Raw genomic sequence first — 26,061 nt, 5'->3', positions numbered from 1 at the left:
AGTCTCAACGGAGACTCACCCTTTTTCGTATCACTCATTCCTTGATTGGACCGAGACGAACGTCGTTTCGTTCGAACGCGCGCATGAACACTTCATCGAGCGCGAACGGTTCTGTCTCTAGTGAGGCCAGCACGTCCGACTTGATTGTGACTTCAATGACGCGATCATTGATATGCCACTTCGTCTGGATGTCCTCCCCTTGCCTCGTTGCACGCGCGTCCACTTGGTCGTGATGCTCCTTCAATCCGCGACTTACGCACTTCATCACGTATTTGACGTACTCGTCCCGTGGTTGACGCGAGATGAGTATATTTCGGACAATCGGATTTCTTGCCATGGCACAATCCTCCCTTCTATCAGATTCGCACGCAAGTCTTTACAACGAAGACCGATTTTCAACTGAAAGAATTCAGAATTTTTAATATATTTTGCCATGGGAACAAGATTCCGTCAACCGTGCGTCAGCTTTGTTTGATCAACGGGCCGAACGGTTGACTCGCCCCTGGAAATAAGTCGAGAGATAGATGCCCGCGATGACGAACAATAATCCGACAAGCGCGTTCCACGGGATCGTTTCACCGAGTAAAACGCTCGATAAGACGACACCGAATAAGGGAACAAAAAACATATAAAGTGATACCCGGCTGACCGGATTATATTTCATGAGTGTGTTCCATAACGTGAACCCGATTGCAGACAAGAGCGCGAGATACAGCAAGAAGAAAAGCGTCGTGACCGTGTAAGGAAGGAACACATCCCCTGGCGCGAGCACATAGCCGACGACGAGAAGACCGAGCGAGCCGAATACCATCGCCCAAGCCGTCATCGGGGCGACATCATGTGCGCGTGAGTAGTCTTTCGCAATCAAGTTCCCGAACGCCCCTGAGATCATCGCCATAATGAGCAAGATCTCGCCAATCCCAAATCCTATCTCTGCGTGCGCTGTCGGCCAGTTGGCGATGACGATCCCAGAGAAACCGAGTGTGAGGGCAATCCCCTTCAACCGGTTGAGACGGTCATCCTCATAACGGAAATGGGCAAGCGCCATTTGGAAGAATGAGGTCGATCCCGCGATAATCGAACCTTGCACCCCGGTCGAGATGGAAAGCCCGATATAAAAGAACAAATATTGTAAGAATGTCAAAAATGCCCCTAAATGTGCATACGCCTTCAACTTTTCCGCGTTTAATCGAATCGGCCGTTTGAAGACGAGGCGGCTAATCACGAGCAAGAGCAGTCCGGACAATAAAAAGCGTTCGCCGGCAAAAAACAACTGCTGGCCGTACTCGTGCTCTTGAATATCAAGCGCCTCGTAGCTCAGTTTGATAAACGGGAACGCGCTTCCCCATAAAAACGTGTTGAATAGCGCGAGGAACGTGACCGTCCAAGGACGTTGAAATACATTTTGCATGACACAAAAACTCCTTAATCTTTTAGTTTGTGAGTTATTACGATTGGTGCTAAAATAGACTTACATAATAATCATTATAAATAAGATTATGAGCCGAAACTAGTATCGAATCCAATCATATCAACAATAGATAATGATAATCATCCTCAATCATTATCATTTAACTGATATATATTCTCATTTAGAAAGAGGTGCTCACATGAACACATCAACCGTCACACAGGAAAAAAGCCACGTCTTCAAACGGGCCAACTGGTTCGAACATATCGAGCTCATCATGGCGCTCATCAGTGGTGTATTGATTGTACTCGCATATATCGCGGAAAGACAAGACGGAGCTCCTGCGCTCTACGTCACCCTCTATTTGACCGCCTTTTTAATCGGCGGATATGCCAAAGCGAAAGAAGGTCTGACCGATACGTGGGAAACCCGTTCGTTGAACGTCGAACTGCTCATGATCATCGCGGCCATCGGCGCCGCGGCCATCGGCTATTGGATGGAAGGTGCCATCCTCATCTTCATTTTCGCTTTGTCCGGTGCACTCGAGACGTACACGATGAACAAAAACGAACGCGCCCTCGAGTCATTAATGGAACTGCAACCTGAACAAGCGACGCGATTGAACGCTTCGGGCGGCCTCGAGGTCGTCCATATCGACGACCTTCGCGTCGGAGACCACATCTACGTAAGACCCGGCGAACGCATCCCGGTCGACGGTCGGATTTTGAAAGGCAGTGCCTCGATCGAGGAAGCCGCCATCACCGGTGAATCGATTCCAGTCGACCGAAACGTCGGCGACGAGGTATACGGCTCAAGCGTTAACTTGAACGGTGTCTTGACGTTAGAAGTGACAAAGCTCGCCACGGAAACGTTGTTCCAAAAAATCATTCAAATGGTACAGCAAGCGCAAGAAGAAAAATCACCGTCCGCCCAGTTCATCGACCGGTACGAGGGACGCTACGTTCAAGTCGTGCTCGCCTCCGTCACCGCAATCATCTTGCTCGGACCTGTGTTGACGCCGTGGTCGCTTGAGACGAGTATTTACCGCGGTATGATTTTACTCGTCGTCGCTTCGCCGTGCGCCCTCGTCGCAGCCATCACTCCGGCCGCACTCGCCGCCATCGCTTCGTCCGCCAAACATGGGATTTTGTTCAAAGGCGGCGTTCACATCGAGAACATGGGCCGTTTGAAAGCGATCGCCTTCGATAAGACCGGCACGCTTACAATCGGTAAACCAGAAGTCCAATCGGCATTGATCCATCCAACCGTTGAGAAAGAGCACGTCTATCGCATCGTCAGCTTGATTGAAGAACATTCGATGCACCCGCTCGCCGAAGCGCTCGTCCAATTCACAGGAAATTACACAGGAACGATGGAACACTTCAAAGACGTGACCGGGTCCGGGATTGAAGCGACGATCGATGGTGTCGCCTATCGGGTCGGCAAACAAAAATTCGCCGATCCGAGCGGAGATTTCTTCCGCGACGATGTCGAACGTTTAAAAGCTGCCGGCCATACGCTCGTGTTCGTCAGCGATGAAGAGAAGACGATTGGAGCGTTCGCGCTCCGGGACACACTGCGCCCTGAAGCCAAACAAGCGATCGAACGACTCAACCATCTCGGTATCGCGACGATCATGATCACGGGCGATAACGAGGCGACAGCCCGCGCCATCGCCACTGAGGCCGGGTTGACCCGTTACATCGCCGAATGTCTCCCAGAAGAGAAGGTCGAGCAGATTAAACAATTAAAACAAGAATACGGTAGCATCGGCATGATTGGCGACGGCATCAACGACGCCCCTGCCCTCGCGACAGCCGATGTCGGGATCGCCATGGGTGAAGGGACAGACGCCGCCCTCGAGACGGCCGACGTCGTCTTAATGAAAAACGACCTCCGTCGGTTGAGCTCGGCCATCAAACAGTCCCGTAAATTGAATCGCGTCGTCCTCCAAAACGTCGTGTTTGCCCTAGGTGTCATCCTCGTGTTGATCGCGACGAACATCTTCGAACTGCTCGTCATGCCGTTCGCGGTCGTCGGCCATGAAGGATCGACCATCCTCGTCATCTTGAACGGGCTTCGTTTGCTCAGCACCTCGTGGGAATGACAAAATTCGACACTCATTCAAACCGTCGTTGAAAGCCGTTAGTAATTTCGCTATAATTGAAACAATGTGTCTAATGAGACCGGAACTGATAGGAAGATTGGCTAAAGGTGGTACAGTATATGAATACGATTGCAGTAATCGGCAAGGTGTTTGTCGATATTAAAGGAACCTCGTTCGCCCCGCTTCATAAAGATGCCAAGAACGTCGGTGACATCGCGTTCTCGAACGGTGGGACCGGCCGAAACGTCGCCCAAAACTTAGGTGTTCTCGGGAATGACGTCCGTTTCGTGTCGACCGTGACGAACGATCAAATCGGGATGGGTGTTCTCGAAGAACTCCGCGGTTTGAACGTCAACGTCGATCACGTCGATTTGCTCGATGACAATGGGATGGGCATGTGGCTTGCCGTCATGGATAACAACGGTGACCTGCAAACGTCAATCTCGAAGCAACCGGACGAAGCGATGATGGAAGAATGTATCCTCCGTCGCATCGATACGGTGTTCGCTGAAAGTGAGGCGGTCGCGATTGACCTCGACTTGTCGGTCAATGTATTGAACGAGACCATTGAACTGTGCCGCGAAATGAAGCTTCCGCTGTATGGCGTGTGCGGTCATCTGTCGGTGATTGAACGGAACCGTCATTTACTCCAAGGTTTCACCGGCTTCATCTGTAGCCGCGAAGAAGCGGAGATTTTGTCTGATATGTCCATCGTCACAGTGGACGATGCGTTACGCGTCGCCGAAGTGCTCGCGATGAAAGGAGCTCCGCTCACAATCGTCACGATGAGTGAGCTCGGCGCCGTCTATGTCGACTTACGCACGAATGAACAAGGTCACGTCCCGACGACGAAAGTGAAAGTTGCCGACTCGACCGGTGCGGGTGACTCATTCTTCTCCGCTGTCATCTCTGAGTTGATGAAACGTCACCCGATTGAAGATGCGCTCCGACTCGGGATGCGCGTCGCTGGGAAAGTCATCGCCTCGCACGATAACGGCCTGACACCTGACATGTACGCCTCACTTGAACAACCAGCAACAGATTAACCAAAACGCATCGGCCGCGAGTCGATGCGTTTTGTTCACGATACGAAATCGAAAGGAACGATTCCATTGGTCAGAACGAAATTACGCAGTGCCATCATCCTCGTGAATGAACATGACGAAGTCGCGCTCATTCGCCGAGAGAAAGAAAACCTTTTGTATTATGTATTTCCGGGCGGTGGTGTCGAATTCGGTCATACGGCTGAAGAGACGGCCGTCCGTGAAGCGTTCGAAGAGCTCGGCGTCCACGTCGAACTTGAAGGCGTAGCCGCACATGTCGCCTTCAATGGAGAGTTGAACCCATACTACTGGGCCCGGATGACCGGTGGTGAGTTCGGGACCGGGACAGGTGAAGAATTTCAAGCAGAGCAAACGAACGGATCGTATACGCCGATGTGGGTGAAGCGAAGCGCGCTCAGCCATTTACCGGTACGACCACCGTCACTCGCCGACTTGCTGTCGAACGAAGCCGAGCGATTTTTCAATAAAACGCTGGCCGAAGACTGATTTCATGTGTAGCCTCCTGACATTTCGGGAAAGAACGTTTCTAACGATAACGTTCAGGAGGCACATATATGGATACTACAGAAGTAAAAGAAAAAAAGAATTGGTTCGCCTTCGGGAAAGAGTTGCTTCGTCGCTTCAAAGAACATGATGTTCAAGATTACGGCGCGACACTCGCTTTTTTTTGGTTCTTATCGATTTTCCCGGGTATCATCTTCATTCTCGCATTGCTGTCGTTCTTTGACATTTCTCAGGCGTCGTTCCAAGAGCAGTTGAACAACTTGGCGCCCGGGGCGGCCGCGACTGAATTTTTGACCGGTATCTTCGACGCCATCGGCGAACCGCGCGGCGGACTCCTCTCAATCGGTGCGATTTTAGCCATTTGGTCGGCGGCTAAAGGGGTTGAACGCTTGATCAATATGGCGATTCACGCGTACGGGGAAGATAACGAACGTAATTTCTTCGTCAGCAAAGGCATCGCCCTCGGGTTGACGTTATTACTCGGCGTTGGCATGTTACTGCTCATCGTCTCGAACGTATTCGGTTCGCAAATCATCGATTTCGTGGCCCGTTTCATCCCGATTTCGGGGGCCGACGTCATCTTGATCAACGTGTTCCGCTACGTGTTGACGACCGTCATCTTGATTTTCACGCTGTCAATTTTCTATAAAATCGCCCCGCAGCAACACGTGTTCTGGAAAAGCACGATTCCAGGTGCGATCTTTGGCGTCATCGCCTGGCAGCTCGTCTCCCTCGGCTTCAGCCTGTACGTTTCGAACTTCGGCAATTACGATTCGACGTACGGCTCACTCGGAGGAATCATCGTCACGTTGCTTTGGCTCCAGCTGACCGGCATGATCATTTTGATCGGCTCAGAAATCAACGCTACTTGGCAACGTTTCTTCAAAACGCCGAGCGAACGTGAGTACGAGAAAAACTATAAGAAAAATAAAAAGTCCAAATCAAAAGATTCGGACGAAGACGACTATAAAGATATCCCCGTCAACACATACGGGTAACGAAAGAAAGGCGGTCTCTCCAGAAGAGACCGCCTTTTGCATTATGCTTCGACGACGTCAAGACGACCGGTCGCAGGGTCGATGACGAACCCATGGACGTTCGTGCCCGGCGGCAAGAGCGGGTGGTTTTTGACGAGGTTGACCGAGTTGACGACGTTCGCTTCGACCGAGTCGAACCCGTGCAACCACTTCTCCAAATCCATCCCTGACGACTTGAGTGTTTGAAGTGTCTGCGGTTCAATGCCGCGACGTTCCATTTCTGCGATGACCGCATTCGGATCGATCGCCGCCATGCCGCAATCATAATGACCGATGACGATGACCTCTTCGGCCCCGAGCGCATACAACGCGACGAGGATCGAACGCATAACCGATCCGAACGGATGTGACAATACGGCTCCCGCATTTTTTATGATTTTGGCATCCCCGTTTTTTAGTCCGAGGGCTTGAGGCAACAACGCCGTCAGACGCGTATCCATACACGTTAAAATGACGATTTTTTTATCGGGAAACTTATCCGAGACAAATTGCTCATATTGTTTCTCTGTTACGAATTTTTCATTGAACGCTAGCATTTCTTGAACGACTGACATGTGGTTCCCTCCTCTTAATTCACGCGATTAGCCGCGCGACCATTAACCCGATGACCATCCAAGCGCCAAACAACGTGTTCACTTTTGCGGTCATCGCCATCGCCGGCATGAGTTCAGCCGGTTCACGCTTGACCCAAAAACGCTTCACTGCCCGTACCATGATTGGAATTGTCAGCAATGACAACAGCACCCACGGCGTCACGCCAAACCCGAATACGGCGACGAGGATGCCGACCAATGCCGCGATAAAGAATCCGGCCAAGACGAGAACGGCACGACGATGTCCGACGAGACAGGCGATTGTTTTGCGCCCATTCACTTTATCATTATCCAAATCACGAATGTTGTTCGCGAGCAAGATCGCCCCGATCAAAAGCGCCATCGGAAACGATACGAGCAACAGTTCTGTCGTCACCGTCCCGATTTGGATATATCCCGAGATGCCGATGATGACATAACCCATGAATAGGCCAGCGACGATTTCCCCGAACGGCGTGTAGGCGATCGGGAGCGGACCTCCCGTGTACAGGAATCCGACGACCATCGACAGCACACCGATCCAAATTAAATGCCAACTCGTTGAAGCCGCAATATAGAGCCCGAGCACAGCCGCCATCCCATACATACCGAGCGCGATCCCGAGCACTTGTCCGGGTGTGAACCCATCACGTACGATCGAGCCACCGATTCCAATGGAACCTTCGTGGTCGAGTCCACGCTTGTAATCATAATATTCATTAAATAAATTCGTCGCGATTTGAATCAAGACCGAGGCGATGAGCATCGCTAAGAACAATCCCCACTTCAACTCGACTTGCCCGAGGACGATGAACGTCCCTAACAGCACCGGTATGAAGCTCGCTGTCAACGTATGCGGGCGAATCATGCGCCAATACGCACCTTTCTCTCTCTTCTTCATGCACTTCCCTCCCTTCGTTAGTTTACGTCTCTTTGAAAAAACCTGTCAATGCCCGCCGCTCGGACGGCTCCCTTCACTTTCTCGAGCATTTGACGGCCAGTTCTGTTGTGAAGTCATGATACACTAAAGAATGAGAATTCCATTGGATTGAGGAGGCTTTTCTTTCATGCCAGATACTCAAACACACATTAAACAACGAATCGAACAAGCCCATAAACGGGCACGTGCTTGGCAACGACCGGTACTTGCCTCGTACACGTGGGAAATCCCTTCGTTCGACGCGTTCCATATTATTCAAAACACTGAAACGTCCCACTACTATTTTTCGACGCCAGACCGCTCCCTCGAGATGCTCGGATGTGCCGATGCGCTCGTGTTGACGGCTTCTGGTCCCGAACGTTTCCAACGTCTACAGTACGATTGGAGCCTGCACCGCCGGGACGTCGACGCGGTCATTTATGCGTTCTCAGGCTTTTCGTTCGACACGTTCGTGCGGCCCCAAAAAAATATGTGGGAAGCGTTCGGTGAAGCATCGTTGGTCGTGCCGAAATTTTTATATCGCCGCTCGGGCGACAAGCACACGTTGACCGTTTCGACGCTCGTCTCGGCCAAACGTTCGGTCGAACAATATTTGATTCAATTGGCCGATCAACTCGCCCAGTTCAACGCGCTACATGCGCCCGACGAACAAACACCGACTTACTCGCAAGTCAAAGACGGCGTCGACCATTTCAAGTCGAGTTTCCAACAAGCTAAACTGAACATCACTGAAGAACGAGTCGAAAAGATCGTCATCGCCCGGGAAGAAATCTACCAGACCTCGGAAGAGGCGTTCCCGTTCGCGACGACACTGCGCCACTTGTCAGAACATCAGACGGGCAGTTACGTGTTCTTGTATCAGCCGAAGCGGGAAATCGGATTTTTCGGAGCGACGCCGGAACGGCTCGTCAAGAAACAAGGACCGTACATTGAAACGGCCGCCATCGCCGGCACCATCAAGCGACCAGACACCGAGATCGAATCGGATGTAGCCAAACAGACGTTACTCCACGACGCCAAAAACCTCGAGGAACACCAAATCGTCGTGAAGGACATCAAGAACGCCCTCACACCATACGCGGCTACCATCAAAGCACCGGAGTCGCCGCGCATCTTGGAGAACCGGTCGGTGTTCCATCTGCACACACCGATTCAAGCGACGCTCGATACGAACGCATCCTTGCTGTCGATCATCGAGTCGCTCCACCCGACCCCGGCGCTCGGTGGATCTCCGAAACGGACATCTGTCCGCTTGTTGCGCGAGATTGAACGGTTCGACCGCGGCTGGTACGGGTCACCGTTCGGTTGGCTGAACACGGACGGTGAAGGAGAGTTCGTCGTCTCGATCCGGTCGGCTCTTGTCCACCATCAATTCGTGGCGCTATACGCAGGCTGTGGAATCGTCCAAGAGTCTGAACTCGAAGCGGAGCTCGCCGAGACAGAAATCAAGCTCAGTCCAATCAAGCAAGCTCTCGGATTGGACAAAGTACGCGCAGGAGGCAATGAAGCATGAATGAACCGTTAACGGAGTGGGTCGCCGGTATGATGAACCGGCTCGTCGAACAAGGAGTCGAGGACGTCGTCATCAGTCCCGGCTCTCGCTCGACACCGCTCGCCATGGCCGCCTATCTTCATCCGAGCGTCCGACATCATATCATCGTCGACGAACGGTCGGCCGCCTTTTTCGCACTCGGGTTGACTCGTTCGCAATCATCGTTGCGCCCGGTCGCGCTCATCTGCACGAGCGGCACTGCCGCCACCAACTACTTTTCGGCGGTGGCCGAGGCAAATATCTCACAACTGCCGCTCGTTGTGTTGACGACCGATCGGCCGCACGAACTTCGGAACGTCGGGGCGCCTCAAGCGATCGACCAAGTCCGACTGTACGGCGAACACGTGAAAGCGAGCGTCGACCTCCCCGTTCCTGAAGCAGTGAGCCAGCGCTACATGGAACAGACAGTCGCCCGGCTCGTCCGGACGAGTATGCATGCGCCGTTCGGTCCGGTCCATGTGAACATCCCGTTCCGTGAACCGTTGTTGCCGGATATCGAGCGCTTGACGTCACTCCTGGGCGGTGAAGCCGAATCCTCTGAGCCGACCTATCTTAAACCGACAAGTCTCGACTTGAAACGGTTCAAACAAGAGATTGACGTCAATCGTCTCGCCTTCATCGTCGGACCAGGTACTCCGACATCATGGCTTGAGCCTCTCTACACGTCGGCGCTGGCCCATCGCATTCCGGTCTTCGCCGACCCATTGAGCGGGATGCGCCGGTTTGACCATGTCTTGACGAACTATGACGCGTGGCTCGCGAGCGAGCATCGCACGGAATGGACACCTGACGCGGTCGTCCGGTTCGGGGCTGCCCCCGTCTCGAAACGGCTGAATCAGTGGCTTCACGACGTGCCATACGTCTTGATCGAGCAACCGGGATCGTTCCGCGACCCGTCGAACAGCGCCACGGTCGTGTACGGCGATGCGATTGATTATGTCGCCAACATCAACAAAGACTATGACGCCGACTTATTCGATCGTTTCGCATTGTTCGAACGCGTCGCCGAATCCGCAAAACCTGCTTTGAGCGGAGAAAGCGCATTGACGCGTCATTTGCTAGCGTCTCGTCTTGATCGCATCTTCGTCAGCAATAGCATGCCGATCCGTGATATCGATACAACACTTTCAGCCGGTCAGTCAATCGACGTCCTCGCCAATCGCGGGGCGAACGGGATTGACGGCATCATCTCGAGCGCGCTCGGTGCCTGTCACGATACGGACAAGGCCGCCCTGTTAATTGGCGACTTGGCGTTTTATCATGACAGCAACGCCCTGCAACTCGTCAAATCGCACCCAGGTACGTTCTCCATCGTCGTCGTCAACAATGATGGCGGCGGCATCTTCTCCTTCTTGCCACAAGCTTCGATCGCACCGCAAATGTTCGAGGACTTGTTCGGGACGCCGCTCCACTTGAACTTGCGCGGATTTGCCGAGACATACGGACTCAGCTATCGCTTGCTCGAGCAGCCTGAAGATGTCATGACGGCGATTGAAGCAGGCGTTCAGCTGATTGAATTTCCGTCTGATCGCGCTAGAAACGTGGCCGAGCATCGTCGTTGGACCGCTTCGCTCACGGACCGTTTGACGACGGAGAACGAGTCGTGATGCGTTCCGTGCGTGGCGTCTCCTATGAGGTGCTTGAACGTGGAAGCGGCCGTCCCGTTTTGCTTCTTCATGGGTTCACCGGGAGTGCGGCTTGGATCTCCCAGTTCCCTGAGCTTCCCGTCCGGCTCGTCGCCCCGTCGCTATTGCAACACGGCGGCACCGGACAGCAAGCGGTCGGGCGTGCCAAGATGAGTCAACAGATTAAAGACTTGTCGGCGCTACTCGATACGGACGAAGGTCCGTGGACGGTCGTCGGTTACTCGCTCGGCGGACGTATCGGGATGACACTCGCCGCCTATGATGATCGGGTCAACCACTTCATCGGCATTAGCACGACGCCCGGGCTCAACATAGCGGCTGAACGTCGACAACGCCGGCTTCAAGACGAAAAGCTCGCCGAATTCATCGAGCGAGCAGGACTTGAGGCGTTCGTTGACCGTTGGGAACGTCTTCCGCTCTGGCACCAAACCGATGAGATGCGCGCCGCCCTCCGTCCCGAGCGGTTGGCCCAACGTCCAGCCGCACTCGCGGACAGCCTCCGCGCCATCGGGACGGGTAGCATGCCGTCGCTCTGGCCGCTACTCGACCGTTTACCTCGCACCGATTTGATCGTCGGGGAACACGATGTGAAGTTTCAACAGATTGCTCGGAATATGCAGTTGATTCGTCCCGATATTGAAATTCATGAAATTTCGGACGCATCTCATGCTCCACATGTCGAGAATGCCCAACAATTTGGTACAATGATAGAGAAATTGATTTTAGGGGGAATTTAAATGGAATCAGTAGCAAACTGGACATCGGTCCGCACGTACGAAGATATCAAGTACGAGAAGTGGAACGGCATCGCCAAAATTACCATCAACCGCCCGGAAGTACGGAACGCGTTCCGTCCACTCACGGTCAACGAGCTCATCGACGCGTTCGCACGCGCCCGTGACGATAAAGAAGTCGGTGCCATCATCTTGACTGGTGAAGGCGATCAAGCCTTCTGCTCAGGCGGCGACCAAAAAGTCCGCGGCCACGGCGGCTACGTCGGTGACGACGAGATTCCACGCTTGAACGTCCTCGACCTTCAACGTTTGATTCGCGTCATCCCGAAACCAGTCATCGCCATGGTAGCCGGTTATGCGATCGGTGGCGGACACGTCTTGCACGTCGTCTGTGACTTGACGATTGCAGCCGACAACGCCCGTTTCGGTCAAACTGGACCAAAAGTGGGCTCGTTCGATGCCGGTTACGGTTCAGGTTACTTGGCCCGCATCATCGGCCACAAGAAAGCACGCGAAATCTGGTACCTCTGCCGTCAATACGACGCACAGCAAGCGCTTGACATGGGACTCGTCAATACGGTCGTTCCACTCGAGCAACTTGAAGCCGAGACGATTCAATGGTGCCAAGAGATCTTGCAACACTCTCCGACGGCACTTCGCTTCTTGAAGGCAGCGATGAACGCCGACACGGACGGACTTGCAGGACTTCAACAGCTTGCCGGCGACGCGACGCTTCTCTACTACACGACAGACGAAGCAAAAGAAGGACGCGACGCTTTCAAAGAAAAACGCGACCCAGACTTCGGTCAGTTCCCGCGTTTCCCGTAAATCGACAAAGAGTAGCGACTTCGCTACTCTTTTTTTGGAGGTCCTGATGATGAATCGTTATGTGACACAACATCGACGTGACGCCATGGCACTCGTCACCGCGTCCGTCAGTTTGACCTGGGCCGAGTTAAGCGCGGAGAGTGCCCGTTTAGCCCACTTCTTGGAACGGGTCGCACCCAAAGCCCGCCATATCGGATTACGCGCTGCGAACAGCGCTGATTATGTCATCGCTGTCCATGCCATCCAGTTACTCGGAAAAGTGCTCGTTCCGCTCAACACGCGGTTGACGATGAGCGAACTGGCAGGACAAATCGAGACGGCCGATATCGATGTATTGCTCGTCGATGAACCGATTGACCTGTCAATCACCCAATTCGCGTTGACGTCACGAGATGAGGCGTCACTCGCTACACCGCACGAGTGGGCAGACGATGAAGTCATGTCGCTCATGTTCACCTCAGGCACGACTGGACGGGCCAAGGCCGTAAAGCAGACGTTCGGCAATCACGTCGCGAGCGCCGAGGCGGCCAAGACGCGCCTCGGTTACGGGACAAGTGACCGGATGCTCGTCGTGACGCCGCTCTTCCATATGAGCGGACTCGCGCAAGTGTATCGGAGCGCCCGTTTCGGTTCGCTACTATACGTCGAACCGAAGTTCGATGTCGCTCGTACACTCGAGTTGATTGCGACGGCAAGAATCACCCACATCTCGCTCGTTGCGGTCATGCTTAAGCGGCTCCTCGACGCAGGTCTCTCCCGCCATCAGTTGCAACTTCTGCTCGTCGGCGGCGGTCCCGTACCGCGTCCGTTGCTCGAAGAAGCCGAGCGGCGGCAGTTACCGGTCGCCCAGACGTACGGGATGACGGAGACGTGTTCGCAAGTCGCGACGCTGTTGCCAGCCGAGGCACTCGCCCACATCGGTTCGAGCGGTCAAGCAATCGCGCCGACCCAACTCCGTATCAATGCGGATGGGGAGATTGAAGTGAACGGACCGACGGTGACCCCTGGTTACTATAAACAGCCAGAGGCCGATGCTTGGACGCCCGACGGCTATTGGCAAACGGGCGACCTCGGCACGATGAAAGACGGTTACTTGTACGTCCATGACCGCCGCAGTGATTTGATCATCTCCGGCGGTGAGAACATTTATCCGGCCGAAATCGAGAGCGTGTTATTGCGTTGCCCGGGCATTCAAGACGTCGGGGTCGTCGGTCGTCCCGACCCGACTTGGGGAGCGGTACCCGTCGCCTTCACGGTCGGTACGTTCGATTTCGATGAGGCGATTCAGCTGCTGCACGACCATCTGGCATCTTATAAACATCCGAAAGCATGGATTGCCGTCGACGAGCTGCCTCGTAACGCCAACGGTAAATTGATGCGTCATCGCTTAAAGGAGGCTGACCATGATTCGTCGCGCTGAACTGTATATCGTCCCCCTCACGTTCAAACATCCGATTGTCACCGCCCACGCCGTGTTGACGACGAGACGGACGGTCATTCTCCGGCTGGAGACGGTCGACGGTGTTGTCGGCTACGGGGAAGGTGTCGCGTTCGAGACGCCATGGTATACGGCTGAGACCGTCCGCTCCGTCATCGATACGTCCGCTTTGATTGTCCAACTCCTGAAAGGGATGACGTTGTCTGCCACCTCGTTCGGTCCCCATGTCAGCTCGATCATCGGCCAACCGATGGCGAAAGCGATGTGGGAGAGCGCTCTATGGGAAGTGGAAGCGGCCCGCGCGAATCAGACATTAAAACAATACGTCCAAGCCGGCGATGCCGTGGCATGCGGCCGGACGATTGGCATCGGTCTGCTCAGTCAGACGTTGAACGCCATCGAGGCTGCGCTCGCGTCCGGATTCGACCGGATCAAGTTAAAAGCGTCCCCGCATGAACTGCTTCCTGCGCTCGGCGAGATTCGCAGCGTTTTTCCGGACGCCCCGCTCATGATTGATTTGAACGGAAGTGGCTCCGAGCAATCGCTTGACTGGTTCGAGGCATTGGACACCTACCGTCTCTTGATGATCGAACAGCCTTATCCGAGCACATATTGGGTCGAGACAGCGGACTTGCAGGCACGGCTCACCACAGCGATTTGTCTCGATGAATCGATCAGTGCCGCTCAAGACGTGGCGACGATGCATCGACTTCGAGCCGGTCGCATCGTCAATATCAAACCGGCCCGCGTCGGCGGCTGGAGCGAGGCGCTCGCGATTCGTGATAGCGGCACCCCCTACTGGGTCGGTGGGATGTATGAGTCCTCCATCGGCCGTTATCACACGCTCTTATTCGCCTCATTGAACGGAGCCGCCTACCCGGCCGATATGGCCGGGACGAGCGCTTACTTCGAGACCGATTTGCTCGATACCCCGCTCGAAGTCGAGAACGGACAATTGATGCTTCCCGACCAGGTCGCACCGGATTGGACGAAAATCGAGCAACTGAGCGAACAGACGATTCGACTCCTGTAAAAACTCCGTAAAAAAGGCGGCAGACCTCGCGTCTGCCGCCTTTTCATCGTTAACGGAATGTGCCCGTCAACACTTCATAGCCGTCTTTCGTGACGACGACCGTGTGCTCGAATTGCGAGACGAGGCTGTTGTTCGGGGTGAACAACGACCAACCGTCCTCTTCTGATTGATAGACGATTTCATCTTTCGTCGAGATGAACGTCTCGACGGCAATGACTTGTCCTTCTTTCAAGATGTCGTTCTCTTCACGGCTATAGTAGTTCGAAATCGTCTCCGGCTCACCGTGGAGCGTGCGACCGAGGCCATGGCCCGCCAAGTTACGGATGACCGTGAAGCCGTTCTTACGGGCATCGGCATAAATCGCTTTCCCGATTTGGTTGACCTTGACGCCGGCCTTCACTTTGCTGAGACCCGCTTCGAGCGATGTCAATGACACTTCGACCAACCGCTCGTGTTTAGCCGATTTCGGTGTGCCCGCGATGACCGTACGTCCTGTGTCGGCATAGTAGCCGTCCTTCACGGCCGATACGTCGACGTTGACCACGTCACCGTCTTGGATGACGAGGTCACCTGGAATCCCATGGGCTGCGACTTCATTGATGGAGATACACGTATAACCCGGGAACTCATACATCGTGATCGGGGCCGAGGCGGCCCCTTCCGCTTCTAAAACACGCTGCCCGATTTCATCCAACTGTTTCGTCGTCATGCCTGGTTTGACTGCTTTCGCCATCTCATCGCGAGCCAAGGCGACAATCCGCCCAATCTCGCGCAATGCATCGTAATCATAATCTAACATCATTTTCCCTCTCAATCTAATAGTCGATTTTGATATAAGAACTCTTCAGATAAATCGGCAAACAAGAACATGCCGTCCGGTAACGGATAACTGAACGTCCGCGTCACTTCGTTCGAACTGAAGTCGCGATAATCCTCGGACAAGTAGCCCCGTCCGCGCACGTCCATCGCCGCCATCGTCCGAATAAAGTACGGACGGAAACTCCAGTTATAGCCGCGATACGTGTTATCGACCGTCCAAGCGGACTGTGCCTGATAGACGTTCGCGCTCGTCTGGAACCCGGTTTGGTCCGTCAAATAGTAACGGACGAACGTCCCTTCGAGTTTCGGGGCAATATGGAGCAACCATTCATCTTTCTTATCGCGCGACCACTTCCCGCTTTGGACGAGATCGTGGATTTGTTTATGGAGTTCGAACTCCAATTCATATAATCGCTTTAATCGCTCTTGATCGTGTAAGAAGAACGACGGTACTTCTTGCGTCAATACGCTCATACCTTTCGCTTCGCGCGGCGGCATCGCATCGCTTTGCCCGAGGAGACTGCCCATATAATAACGTCCGCCATGACGCCACGCATAACGCAACTGTCCGAGATGGTCGATTGATTTATAGAGGAGCGGAGCCCCGAGACGGGAAGCGATGTATTCCATCGTCTGAAGCATTTGCGGATACGTGACCGATAACGTCTTCTTCTCGACCATCGTCGCCAAATCGACGAGCAACATCTCAGGCGCCACCGTCATGATGTCTTCGATGCTCGTTGATTCTGCGAAGTCGAGCGCGACTTTAACACCAGATGAACGATAATATTGGACGACTCGTGACAAGCGTGACACGTCAACGAGATCCGTCCCTTGAAGCGTCACATAAATGCGATGGAGCGGGAAGTTCAATTCTCGAAGCGGGGCCAAAAACGCCTCGCCTCCTTGTTCGAGAATCCACTCTGAACGACATCGGAACGTGACGAATTGCGTCGCATCCCTTAACTGTTCGGCCGCTAAACGCTCCATCCGTTTGGCGATATCGAGCTGATACTCGAGCGGAACGTCATCGTCGTAAAAGAATGGGGTGAGCGACTCGCCCCTGAACTGTCCATGGACCATATAACCTTCTACTTGGAAGGTGGCGGCTCCCAGGATTGGTTCAAATGTCACTTCGACTTCTTCTGGATTCATCATCACATCCACTGCGTCCAACTTGATCACCTCGTCTTTTTTCTAAACACGAAAGCGAGCTGGGTTCAGCTCGCTCGTGTATGCACATACATATAGGCACCGAAACAAGCAATGAAATATACGATACTCATCACACCGTAGCCGATTCCCATCTTCCCGCCCACGCCGATGGCCATCACAAGCCAAATCATCGCGCCGAACAGGAGCGTGGCGACCGGGATATATCGAAAATTCGGACGCTCGGTCCGCGTAATAATCGGTTTCAAAGCCAGGACGCACGCCACTAGTATGACGAGACCAAAACCTAGTTCAATCATCCGTTGACACCTCATTTTTCTGTCTCTACTCATTTAGTGTAGCATGACACCATAAAAAAAACCGCAAATCCACTTAAGGAGATGCGGTTTTAGTTATTGATTAGTCACGCGGACGGCGTGGGCCACGGTCGTCTGAACGACGACGGTCGTCTCCACCGCTACGTTTGCCACGGTATCCACCGCCGCCACCGCTGCGTCCACCACGGTCACCGCCACCACGACGTTCTCCGCCGCCGCTGCGATTTCCACGGTATCCACCACGGTCGTTACGTCCACCTTGACGTTTGACGCGTACTGGTTCTGCATACGAGATTTCAACCGGAGTTGAATCTGGCTCTTTCGTCAATCCACGAAGTGCCGCTGCAAGAAGCTCGACTGCTTCGTATTCTTCAAGAAGCTCAGTCGCAAGTTGCGTGTAAGCTTTGAAGTCGCCCGCTTGAACACGTTCGATCAATTCTTCAGCCGATTGCTTTTGGTTGCCCTCGAGCACTTCTGAGATTGTCGGTACGTGACGACGGTTCATTTTCTTGTTCGTTACGCGTTCGATTGCTTTGACTTGACCGAATTCACGTGGCGTGATGAACGTAAGGGCTGTACCTGTTTTACCAGCGCGGCCTGTACGTCCGATACGGTGCACGTAGCTTTCCGGGTCTTGTGGGACGTCAAAGTTGTAAACGTGTGTGACACCTGTGATATCAAGACCACGGGCTGCAACGTCTGTCGCGACCAAGATGTCAATTGTGCCGTTTTTGAAACGACGGATGACTTGGTCACGTTTTGATTGCGTTAAGTCACCGTGAAGACCATCAGCCGTGTAACCACGTTTGATGAGTGCTTCTGTCACTTCGTCAACACGTTTCTTCGTACGAGCGAAGATGATGCTGAGTTCTGGCGAGTCGATGTCGATCAAGCGGCAAAGCGTATCGAATTTTTGACCTTCGCGCAATTCGAGGAATTGTTGGTTGATGTTCTCAACTGTCATTTCCTTCGCTTTTACTTTGATGATCGTCGGCGACTTCATGAAGCGCTCAGCAATCTTCTTGATTTGTGGTGGCATTGTTGCAGAGAAGAGAAGCGTTTGACGTTCAGCCGGAAGGCCTTTCAAAATCATCTCGATGTCTTCAACGAAGCCCATGTTGAGCATTTCATCTGCCTCGTCCAAGATCACAGTTTGGATCTCGTCGAGTTTGATCGTCTTGCGCTTCATGTGGTCCATGAGGCGGCCCGGTGTGGCAACGACGATTTGTGGGTTCTTTTTCAAACCACGGATTTGGCGGTCGATTTGTTGGCCACCGTATACTGGAAGTGCGTAAACGCGCTTCGCTTCACCGATTTTGTTCAATTCTTCTGCAACTTGAATCGCAAGTTCACGTGTCGGTGCAAGAACAAGTGCTTGGACTTGACGTGCCTTTGTGTCGATTCGCTCAATTGTCGGAATACCGAAAGCTGCTGTTTTCCCTGTACCTGTTTGCGCTTGACCTAATACGTCCACTCCTGTGAGTGCGACAGGAATTGTCTCAGCTTGGATCGGTGTAGCTTCTTCGAAGCCCATTTTGAGTACACCTTTTACTAATGCTTCACTTAACTGTAAATCTTGGAATTTTGTCAAATTATATTCTCCTTTTTTCATACAAAAAACGTCTGAGGTTTTGTTCTACAGACGTTTTTCCAATGTTTCCTCGTAGTCAACTTTACTAACTATAACGTATTTGTTTCTAAAATGAAAGAAATACATTCTAAAACTTTTCATAGCCACCTGGACATGAGTTATCTTATTTCAATTTATAGCCGTTGTCGAGTTTTTCAACTTGCTTTTCTTTCAGCAGTTTCCCGAGTGCGCGTTTGAACGCCGCTTTACTCATCCCGAACTCACGATCGATCACGTCCGGCGCCGTCTTGTCGCCATAAGGCATTTGGCCGCCGCGTTCTTCAATATAAGCACGGATACTTTCCGCGTCCGGGTCGATGGCTTCATATGCCCGCGGTTTCATCGAGACGAGTACCGTCCCGTCTTGTTTCACTTGCGTCACACGTACGGTCAATTGCTCACCGAGACGTGGCCAACGTGTCATCTCTGCTTCATGTAAGAAACCGAGTGATTCATTTTCGACCCAGACGTTCACACCGACTTCGCGTCGATTGACGACGACCGCATGGACATCTTGATTGCCCCATTCTTCTTTAGCGGGACGCGCCAACAAGTTCAAGTACGCATAGTGGGCCGGTTCCCCGAGAAGACGGCTCTTTTGATCGTACTTGAGACGAATGCAAAGCTTGTCCCCTTCTTTTGGCCAATACGACCGGTTCTCAGGAAGATCATCTAATGAGACGAGTACATCCTTTTGAATCCCGATATTGACGAACACACCGGTGTTATACCGGACTCCAGTCACTTCATACCACTCATAGTCATCGAACGTGACGCTCGGAATCGTCATCGTCGAAGCGAGACGTCCTTCTGAGTCGTGATAAAGGAAGACCCGCACCGTCTGTCCGACTGTGACTTCTTCAGTTTGTTCTTTTCGATGAAGGAGTACCTCTTCGCGACCGTTTCCGATAAACACACCAAAATCAGCTGAACGTTCCGCGACCAAGTCTACTACTTCTCCTGCACGTAATGCCATACAATCCACATCCTTTTTCATCTATTACTGTCAGTATACCTACCTACACACGTTCCTAATCATATCACGTTCGATTTCCTTACTCCGTTCAATTGTGTCTAAAATGTGAACAAGATTGCCCCTCCGTTTTGCTAAATGGGTCCGTATACTAGCTTCTATATTTCAAATTTTGTGACAATTTTGTGAACGCGCATTTTCCATCTAGTATCCACATTTTGAAAACGTTATTATTAAGGAAGTGTTGTTTAACGAATTAGGTTTCAGCCATGGCCGAACGGGGGATATAAAATGTTTGATGTACAATCTCGATCATTCGCGAAGCGCTTCATGAAAGGCTTATTGATTGCTTTCTTCGCGCTACTCGCTTCACTTAGCTTCATTTTTTCAAACGGAGTCGATACGAACGTATCTTCATCCGTCACGATGGTCCAAGAGTAAACGCCCTCTCCTGACAGAAGGCGTTTTTTTGTTTTGTTCCGACAAAAAAAGGGATTTTTTATGCATCTGTCGAACGAACATAACGTTCGGCTTTTATTATTGAATCATCTGGGAAGGGAGAGTCACTCATGCTATTTTATTTTCTCACCACGATTCTTTCGGTCGTCGGTTTGTCCGTCTCGCTCCAAACCGGTTTTTTCAAAGACCCGATCGGTACATTCCTGTTCGCCGTATTGCTCGCCATGGGCTTATCTTCATTTAAACAGTTGGTCGCACAAACGAACGTCTTGCTCATCGAGCGCCGGAATCAAAAAAAGATCAAGCGCATCGTGGCGCGCATGCATTCAACTACGCGTAAACGTTCTACATAACGCTCGTCTTCCCCCTCCACTTTTGTTATTCTATTCTAGACAAGAAGAGCAAAACGGACTCAACCCGTAGGAGGCACAAACACGTATGAACGAAATCCCTTTATCGAACGAATGGCTATTGCGTTATTCACCTGTCATGGAGCTATGGCTGAAAGAAGACGGCATCTTGCTCGTCGACGATGACAATCGCATTCGACTCACGCTTGAAATCGGCAGTGACCAAGTCATGCAGTTCAAGAGCATCGAACAAGATGGGGCTTACTTTGCTGTGGACCCGGTGAATAAACGAATCACGTTCGAACTCGAGGAAGAAGAAGAGGAAAGCGATTCTCGCTTCTGGGAATAAAGATTCATGCCGAAGAGTCGGATTCTCGTCAAGAGAGGAAGACTCTTTCTTCGTGTCCAGACTCATTACTGAACGATCGAGAGGAGAAATATGTATGATCCGCACCGCCATCTGGTTTATCGCCTTTTTCGCCGTCTTACCGCTGACACTTCCGTTCTATCCGAAAGCGAAGCGACTGACGCCCCCGGAACGTTATGGATACGTCCAAACCGTCGCTTATAAATGGGCAAGCTTTCTATTACGAATCGCCGGCGCTCGCGTCCGTGTTCACGGCCAAGAGAACATCCCGAATGAACCGGTCGTCTACGTCGCGAACCACCAAGGGAACTTTGATGTCCCGATTATGATCACAGCGACGAAACATCCAAAAGCGTTTATCTCAAAAATCGAAGTGCAAAAGTTCCCAATCATTCCGCGTTGGATGGAACTGATGGGTTGTATCTTCATTGACCGCAGCGACCGGCGCCAGTCCATTAAAGCAATCCGTTCCGGCGTCGAGACGATCCAATCAGGACAGTCGATTATCGTCTTCCCGGAAGGCACCCGCTCAAAAGGCGGACCAATCAAAGAGTTCAAAGCTGGTAGCCTGACGCTCGCCACATCAAGCGGTGCCAAAATCGTCCCTGTCGCCATTAAAGGAAGCCACCATTTGCTCGAGACGACAAACCGAATCACACCGGGTACGGTCGACGTCACGTTTTTACCGGTCATCGATCCGGCAGACGTCCCGAATAAAGAAATTGCGGCGCTGGCAGAGACGATGATTCGCCGCGTCGTTGAAGGAGAAGAATCATGAGTTTATTAGCCATCGAAGGCATTCATAAAGAATTTGCAGATAAAGTCTTGTTCGACGACGTCACGATGACGATTCACCCAGGCAATCGCATCGGGGTCATCGGGGTCAACGGCTCCGGAAAGTCGACGTTCTTAAAAATCATCGCCGGCGTCGAGACCGCAGACCGGGGTTCGATGCAACACCCGAACGATTACCGGATTCGTTATTTGACCCAAACGGTCGACTTCGCCCCCGGGCAAACGATTTTAGACGCGTTGTTCACGAGTGAGATCCCGTCCGTCCAGGCGTTGAAACAGTATGAGCTCGCGCGCCAAGCACTCGAGGCGAACCCGACGAGCGAACAATGGTTGGAACGCTTCATGAAAGCCCAGCAAGCAGTCGATGCAGCCGACGCATGGGAGACTGAAGCGAAGTTGAAATCGATTTTAAATCGGCTCGGTCTTCCGGACGTGACGGCAGAGATCAGCTCGCTTTCCGGTGGACAACAGAAACGGGTCGCTTTGGCCGCAGCCCTACTCGACGAAGCTGACTTACTATTACTCGATGAGCCGACGAACGAACTCGACGCCGATACGATTGCTTGGCTTGAGACGATTCTCGCTGATTACCGGGGGGCCATCCTGCTCATCACCCATGACCGTTATTTCTTGAACCGAGTCACGAATCATATCCTTGAAATCGCCGATGGCACGAGTTACTTCTATGACGGCAACTATGAGCTCTTCCTTGAGAAGCGTGCCGAACGAAAAGCTCGGTCGCATTCAATGGAGCAAAAGCGGCAAAACATTTTGCGTCGTGAGCTCGCTTGGCTGCGTCGTGGTGCCAAGGCACGGACGACGAAACAGAAGGCACGCATCCAGCGCGTCGAGGACTTGAAGCATCAAGAGACGCTTGCCAAGGATGAGGCGCTCGAAGTATCCGTCGGTTCGCGCCGCCTCGGGAAAAAAGTAATCGAGGTGGAGAACTTGTCCTTCGGTTATGACGATCACTTGCTCATTGAAGATTTCACGTGGTTGTTCGGACGCCGGGAACGGTATGGCATCGTCGGACCGAACGGGAGTGGGAAAACGACACTCATGAACTTGCTTGCCCACCGCCTCGAACCGACGAACGGGACGGTCGTCCACGGGGAAACCGTCCATCTCGGATATTATGGGCAACAAGTCGAATTCGAAGACACAACGCGACGCGTTATCGATGAGATTGAACGCATCGCTCAAGTCATTTATACGCCGGACGGCGAGACGATCACGGCCAGTCAGATGCTCGAACGGTTCCTGTTCACCCCGGACGCTCAATACAAACCGATTGCCAAACTATCCGGTGGAGAGAAACGCCGCCTCGTCTTGCTTCGGATTTTAATGGACGAGCCGAACGTGCTATTTTTAGATGAACCGACGAACGATCTCGACACGGAGACACTGTCCGTCCTCGAGGACTATCTGGAGTCGTTCCCAGGCACGGTCATCGCCGTCAGTCATGACCGTTATTTCTTAGATCGGATCGCCGAACAGCTGATTGCGTTCGAAGACGGGACGATCAACGTTTATCATGCGGAGTACAGTGACTATTTGGCCACACTCCAAGAACAGACGAAGCAACAAGTGAAAAAAGAATCGAAAGAGAAGAAAGAGCGTGTCAAAGTCGATGTCGTCAAATTCACTTTTAAAGAGCAGAAAGAATGGGAGACGATCGAGGATGATATCGCCTCTCTCGAATCTGAGATCGAAGCAGCCGAGGCACGGCTCGCCGCAGCGGGTAGCGACCTCGGCAAAGTGAATGAACTGTACGCCGACATTGCCGCGTTGAAAGAAGCGCTCGATGCGAAGATGGAGCGATGGGAATATTTATCGGAGATTGATGAACAAATTCAAGCACAGAAGAACTAAAAACAAGGATCACGCGTCGGCGTGATCCTTGTTTGTCGTATAGCCATGTATGGACAATTCGAGTGCAGCGCTTGGAAGCACCCTGTTCATCCTTTACTGACGATATTATGTTGAAACGCATAAACGACGGCTTGCGTCCGGTCGTAGACGTCAAGCTTCGTCAAAATGTTGGAGACGTGTGTCTTCACCGTCTTCAACGAGATGTATAGTTCATCGGCGATGACTTGGTTCGATTTCCCTTCCGCCATCAATTGCAAAATCTCACGTTCCCTTGCCGTCAGACTCTCGTGCAACGTCTTTTCCGGATGTCGGAGCCGTTCGAGCATCTTGCCCGTCACTTGGGCGGCCATGACCGGATTGCCGGCTGCCGTTTGACGAATCGCGTCGGCGATCTCGTTGGCGTTCGCCGTTTTCAAGACGTAACTCATAGCCCCGGCCTCGATGACCGGATACACTTTCTCGTCATCCAAGAAACTCGTCACGACCAAAATCTTGGCCTCTTTCCAACTCGCCTTGATCCGCTTCGTCGACTCGACCCCATCGACAGGCTCCATCACTAAATCCATCAAGACGACATCGGGCTTCTCGGCGATGGCAAGCTCGGCCCCTGTCGCGCCGTCCGATGCTTCTCCGACGACTTCGATGTCAGGCTGCGTCGACAGAAACGCCGAGACGCCGGCCCGCACCATCTCATGGTCATCAATCAATACGACTCGAATCATTCTAACCCCTCCACTTGTTGTTTCACACGCACTTCAATCTGAGTACCGACGCCTGGCACACTGACGAGTCGTAACGTCCCGCCGACCTCAGCCGTCCTCTCTCTTATCGATTGTAAGCCATATGAGGCGACTTGTGTATCATCGACATTAAAGCCGATCCCGTCGTCGTTTATTTTTAAGATGACCGTCTGTTGCACGGTCCGCATTTCGATTTCAAGTCGTTTCGCTTTCGCATGGCGAAGCGTGTTGCTGATCGCTTCTTGGACGATGCGGAACAGTTCATTCTCAGTATGTCGCGACAATTCGACTTCTTCGAGGCGCCATACGAGCTCGGTCGATTGTTTGCGTGACAGTTCTTCTAACAGGCGCTCGATTCCCGTCTTGAGCGTCATTCCTTCGAGCTCGACCGGACGGAGTTGCAACAGAAGCGAGCGCATTTCCGCCTGAGCAGTTTGTGCCATCACTTCGACCTGCTCGATTTGTTTGGCCGCCACGTCTGGTTTTGAAGTGATCGTCTGTTTAGCTGCCGTCGTCATCATCGAGATGGCGTACAGTTGCTGACTGACCGAGTCATGGAGTTCACGGGCGACACGGCGCCGTTCTTCGACGACTGCTTCGCTGCGCGCTTCCTCGACACTGACAGGTCGGTCCCCGACCCGTTTGGCCATCTCAATCATTTCCGTGCGTTGCTTAGAAATCCGGGCGATCCGTTCGAGTGTATCTCGATAAGGCGACAATGGACGGAATGTAATCTCTTTTTGATTCTCAAGCTTCCACAAGGCGATCGCCACTTCCCGGAAGTCGCGTCGCAAATAAAAATACGAACCGACCCCGAAGATACTACCGATCAAGACGGCGATGACGAGGATAGACACACCGAAAGGCAACCCTTCTTCACGTGTGAACAAATCTCGGAGTGAAGTCGAGTCACCTATTAAAAATGCGATCGTGACGAACAGTGCCGTCAGTAGGCTGCTAAATAACTGATGCCAGACGACCGTCCTTGGATACGAATCCTTCTTCATACGGTCATCACCTCGACACTTCCGCTCATGAGCACGATATGGATGCGGACTTTCCGCGTTGCTGCTTGATAATCGTCCGAAGCCGTGTAAAAGCGACGGTTGAACACCGGTGAATAGTTCGACTCATCGACTTGAATCTTGCCGAATCCGATTGATGCATCAATCGAGTAATCGTAGCCGGCCGGAATGAGAATTCGGACGTCCCCGGCGAGTCCGTTCAATAGTAAGAACGTTTCTCCCTCCGGAATGATGGCGCGCGACAAGTCGAGTTCGACGTCACGCAATAAGAAGAATTCATTCGTGTCTTGAAGCACGTAGTGACCGCTCTCTTTCGTCCCAAACGAAAAGGCCTGTTCTTGCCGGATATGTGACTTGAACCGACTCGATTCGAGCGGACGATTCTTGTACAGTCGATAGCCGAACATGAGCAATAAACCTGACAATACGAAGCCGAACGCCGCCGACGAGAAGATGAGCCCGACGAGCATGATACCGCCAATCCCGTAAAAGATATAGCTGACCGGCTGATTGCCTTTGCGGCTAAAACGACGCCCGATATACAGCAACAATAGCGGGACGACCATGCTGAAGAGGACGCTGTTACCACCCGTCGCGATATCGATAAATAGTCCAATGGCGAATAGAATGATCATAAAGCCGATGATTTGGCGTGTGTTCCAACGTTCCACATTG

General features: G+C 52.5%; 27 protein-coding genes. 15 read left to right on the top strand and 12 right to left on the bottom strand.

From position 1 onward, the window contains the following. Positions 1 to 34: 34 nt before the first annotated feature. Together KNP78_RS09470 and KNP78_RS09465 are read right to left on the bottom strand one after the other, a co-directional pair. On the bottom strand, positions 35 to 337 hold the full coding sequence (locus tag KNP78_RS09470) for a hypothetical protein (RefSeq protein ID WP_128123764.1): 303 nt from the start codon (positions 335 to 337) through the stop codon (positions 35 to 37). Between the two features lie 138 nt (positions 338 to 475). Next, positions 476 to 1,411, bottom strand: coding sequence for a DMT family transporter (locus tag KNP78_RS09465; RefSeq protein ID WP_034781029.1), 936 nt, complete (start codon positions 1,409 to 1,411; stop codon positions 476 to 478). Between the two features lie 199 nt (positions 1,412 to 1,610). On the opposite strand from KNP78_RS09465, the gene KNP78_RS09460 reads away from it, so the two are divergent. The 4 genes from KNP78_RS09460 to KNP78_RS09445 all read left to right on the top strand — a co-directional run bounded on the left by KNP78_RS09460 (position 1,611) and on the right by KNP78_RS09445 (position 6,084). Further along, the gene (locus KNP78_RS09460; protein ID WP_214823841.1) at positions 1,611 to 3,518 is read left to right on the top strand and encodes a heavy metal translocating P-type ATPase; all 1,908 of its coding nucleotides are present in this window, start codon (positions 1,611 to 1,613) and stop codon (positions 3,516 to 3,518) included. 119 nt (positions 3,519 to 3,637) lie between these two features. Next, positions 3,638 to 4,564 carry a carbohydrate kinase family protein gene (locus tag KNP78_RS09455; RefSeq protein WP_034781033.1) on the top strand — a complete coding sequence of 309 codons (927 nt, stop codon included), beginning with the start codon at positions 3,638 to 3,640 and terminating at the stop codon, positions 4,562 to 4,564. A gap of 66 nt (positions 4,565 to 4,630) precedes the next feature. Next, positions 4,631 to 5,068, top strand: coding sequence for an NUDIX domain-containing protein (locus KNP78_RS09450; RefSeq protein ID WP_034781346.1), 438 nt, complete (start codon positions 4,631 to 4,633; stop codon positions 5,066 to 5,068). 68 nt (positions 5,069 to 5,136) lie between these two features. Continuing rightward, on the top strand, positions 5,137 to 6,084 hold the full coding sequence (locus tag KNP78_RS09445; protein ID WP_138859927.1) for a YihY/virulence factor BrkB family protein: 948 nt from the start codon (positions 5,137 to 5,139) through the stop codon (positions 6,082 to 6,084). A 41-nt stretch (positions 6,085 to 6,125) separates the two neighbouring features. Here KNP78_RS09445 and KNP78_RS09440 read toward each other — a convergent pair whose 3' ends face one another. Both KNP78_RS09440 and KNP78_RS09435 read right to left on the bottom strand, forming a co-directional pair. Beyond that, positions 6,126 to 6,677 carry a beta-class carbonic anhydrase gene (locus KNP78_RS09440; protein ID WP_034781037.1) on the bottom strand — a complete coding sequence of 184 codons (552 nt, stop codon included), beginning with the start codon at positions 6,675 to 6,677 and terminating at the stop codon, positions 6,126 to 6,128. Between the two features lie 19 nt (positions 6,678 to 6,696). Then, on the bottom strand, positions 6,697 to 7,596 hold the full coding sequence (locus tag KNP78_RS09435; protein ID WP_214823840.1) for a 1,4-dihydroxy-2-naphthoate polyprenyltransferase: 900 nt from the start codon (positions 7,594 to 7,596) through the stop codon (positions 6,697 to 6,699). 166 nt (positions 7,597 to 7,762) lie between these two features. Between KNP78_RS09435 and KNP78_RS09430 the strand changes: the two genes are divergently transcribed. From KNP78_RS09430 to menC, 6 genes are read left to right on the top strand one after another with little or no spacing between them, the layout of a single operon-like run. Further along, positions 7,763 to 9,148, top strand: coding sequence for an isochorismate synthase (locus KNP78_RS09430; protein WP_034781040.1), 1,386 nt, complete (start codon positions 7,763 to 7,765; stop codon positions 9,146 to 9,148). Then, positions 9,145 to 10,794, top strand: coding sequence for a 2-succinyl-5-enolpyruvyl-6-hydroxy-3-cyclohexene-1-carboxylic-acid synthase (gene menD, locus KNP78_RS09425; protein ID WP_214823839.1), 1,650 nt, complete (start codon positions 9,145 to 9,147; stop codon positions 10,792 to 10,794). The genes KNP78_RS09430 and menD overlap by 4 nt, the downstream gene beginning before the upstream one ends. After that, the gene (locus KNP78_RS09420; protein WP_214764274.1) at positions 10,794 to 11,570 is read left to right on the top strand and encodes an alpha/beta fold hydrolase; all 777 of its coding nucleotides are present in this window, start codon (positions 10,794 to 10,796) and stop codon (positions 11,568 to 11,570) included. Before menD ends, KNP78_RS09420 begins: the two co-directional genes overlap by 1 nt. Next, positions 11,571 to 12,395, top strand: coding sequence for a 1,4-dihydroxy-2-naphthoyl-CoA synthase (menB, locus tag KNP78_RS09415; RefSeq protein WP_021067784.1), 825 nt, complete (start codon positions 11,571 to 11,573; stop codon positions 12,393 to 12,395). A 49-nt stretch (positions 12,396 to 12,444) separates the two neighbouring features. Continuing rightward, entirely contained in the window at positions 12,445 to 13,815 is a 1,371-nt protein-coding gene (menE, locus tag KNP78_RS09410; protein WP_214823838.1) for an o-succinylbenzoate--CoA ligase, read from the top strand. Beyond that, positions 13,799 to 14,866, top strand: coding sequence for an o-succinylbenzoate synthase (menC, locus tag KNP78_RS09405; RefSeq protein WP_214797582.1), 1,068 nt, complete (start codon positions 13,799 to 13,801; stop codon positions 14,864 to 14,866). Before menE ends, menC begins: the two co-directional genes overlap by 17 nt. Positions 14,867 to 14,915: 49 nt before the next feature. Here the strand turns inward: menC and map are convergent, their stop codons facing one another. The 5 genes from map to KNP78_RS09380 all read right to left on the bottom strand — a co-directional run bounded on the left by map (position 14,916) and on the right by KNP78_RS09380 (position 19,781). Next, complete coding sequence (gene map, locus KNP78_RS09400; RefSeq protein ID WP_138859932.1) at positions 14,916 to 15,665, bottom strand: type I methionyl aminopeptidase; 750 nt, start codon at positions 15,663 to 15,665, stop codon at positions 14,916 to 14,918. 11 nt (positions 15,666 to 15,676) lie between these two features. Beyond that, complete coding sequence (locus tag KNP78_RS09395; RefSeq protein ID WP_371743433.1) at positions 15,677 to 16,852, bottom strand: EAL-associated domain-containing protein; 1,176 nt, start codon at positions 16,850 to 16,852, stop codon at positions 15,677 to 15,679. Between the two features lie 53 nt (positions 16,853 to 16,905). Continuing rightward, positions 16,906 to 17,157: a hypothetical protein gene (locus KNP78_RS09390; protein ID WP_034781064.1), complete on the bottom strand. Its 252-nt coding sequence runs from the start codon at positions 17,155 to 17,157 to the stop codon at positions 16,906 to 16,908. Positions 17,158 to 17,257: 100 nt separating this feature from the next. Then, a complete protein-coding gene (gene cshA, locus KNP78_RS09385) occupies positions 17,258 to 18,766 on the bottom strand; it encodes a degradosome RNA helicase CshA (RefSeq protein ID WP_214754233.1) in 1,509 nt (502 codons plus the stop codon). A gap of 163 nt (positions 18,767 to 18,929) precedes the next feature. Then, positions 18,930 to 19,781 (bottom strand): CvfB family protein, encoded by an 852-nt coding sequence (locus KNP78_RS09380; protein ID WP_034781077.1) that lies wholly within the window; start codon positions 19,779 to 19,781, stop codon positions 18,930 to 18,932. A 288-nt stretch (positions 19,782 to 20,069) separates the two neighbouring features. Here KNP78_RS09380 and KNP78_RS09375 point away from each other — a divergent pair, with 288 nt between their 5' ends. From KNP78_RS09375 to KNP78_RS09355, 5 genes are all read left to right on the top strand, one after another. After that, positions 20,070 to 20,219 (top strand): hypothetical protein, encoded by a 150-nt coding sequence (locus tag KNP78_RS09375; protein WP_021067792.1) that lies wholly within the window; start codon positions 20,070 to 20,072, stop codon positions 20,217 to 20,219. 128 nt (positions 20,220 to 20,347) lie between these two features. Further along, positions 20,348 to 20,590, top strand: coding sequence for a hypothetical protein (locus tag KNP78_RS09370; RefSeq protein ID WP_034781078.1), 243 nt, complete (start codon positions 20,348 to 20,350; stop codon positions 20,588 to 20,590). 85 nt (positions 20,591 to 20,675) lie between these two features. Continuing rightward, positions 20,676 to 20,936 carry a hypothetical protein gene (locus KNP78_RS09365; RefSeq protein ID WP_034781079.1) on the top strand — a complete coding sequence of 87 codons (261 nt, stop codon included), beginning with the start codon at positions 20,676 to 20,678 and terminating at the stop codon, positions 20,934 to 20,936. 94 nt (positions 20,937 to 21,030) lie between these two features. Beyond that, positions 21,031 to 21,732, top strand: a complete 702-nt coding sequence (locus tag KNP78_RS09360; RefSeq protein ID WP_034781080.1) for a lysophospholipid acyltransferase family protein — start codon at positions 21,031 to 21,033, stop codon at positions 21,730 to 21,732. Further along, on the top strand, positions 21,729 to 23,621 hold the full coding sequence (locus tag KNP78_RS09355; RefSeq protein WP_214823836.1) for an ABC-F family ATP-binding cassette domain-containing protein: 1,893 nt from the start codon (positions 21,729 to 21,731) through the stop codon (positions 23,619 to 23,621). The genes KNP78_RS09360 and KNP78_RS09355 overlap by 4 nt, the downstream gene beginning before the upstream one ends. Before the next feature lie 86 nt (positions 23,622 to 23,707). Here the strand turns inward: KNP78_RS09355 and KNP78_RS09350 are convergent, their stop codons facing one another. The 3 genes from KNP78_RS09350 to liaF are packed head-to-tail and all read right to left on the bottom strand — an operon-like array spanning position 23,708 to position 26,057. Further along, positions 23,708 to 24,343, bottom strand: a complete 636-nt coding sequence (locus KNP78_RS09350) for a response regulator (protein ID WP_034781089.1) — start codon at positions 24,341 to 24,343, stop codon at positions 23,708 to 23,710. Continuing rightward, positions 24,340 to 25,368 carry a sensor histidine kinase gene (locus KNP78_RS09345; protein ID WP_034781091.1) on the bottom strand — a complete coding sequence of 343 codons (1,029 nt, stop codon included), beginning with the start codon at positions 25,366 to 25,368 and terminating at the stop codon, positions 24,340 to 24,342. Before KNP78_RS09345 ends, KNP78_RS09350 begins: the two co-directional genes overlap by 4 nt. Then, the gene (liaF, locus tag KNP78_RS09340; RefSeq protein WP_034781097.1) at positions 25,365 to 26,057 is read right to left on the bottom strand and encodes a cell wall-active antibiotics response protein LiaF; all 693 of its coding nucleotides are present in this window, start codon (positions 26,055 to 26,057) and stop codon (positions 25,365 to 25,367) included. Before liaF ends, KNP78_RS09345 begins: the two co-directional genes overlap by 4 nt. Positions 26,058 to 26,061 lie beyond the last annotated feature (4 nt).

Source organism: Exiguobacterium sp. s28, from assembly GCF_018618135.1.
Lineage (GTDB): Bacteria > Bacillota > Bacilli > Exiguobacteriales > Exiguobacteriaceae > Exiguobacterium > Exiguobacterium mexicanum_A.
This window is presented reverse-complemented; position numbering and strand designations above follow the sequence as displayed.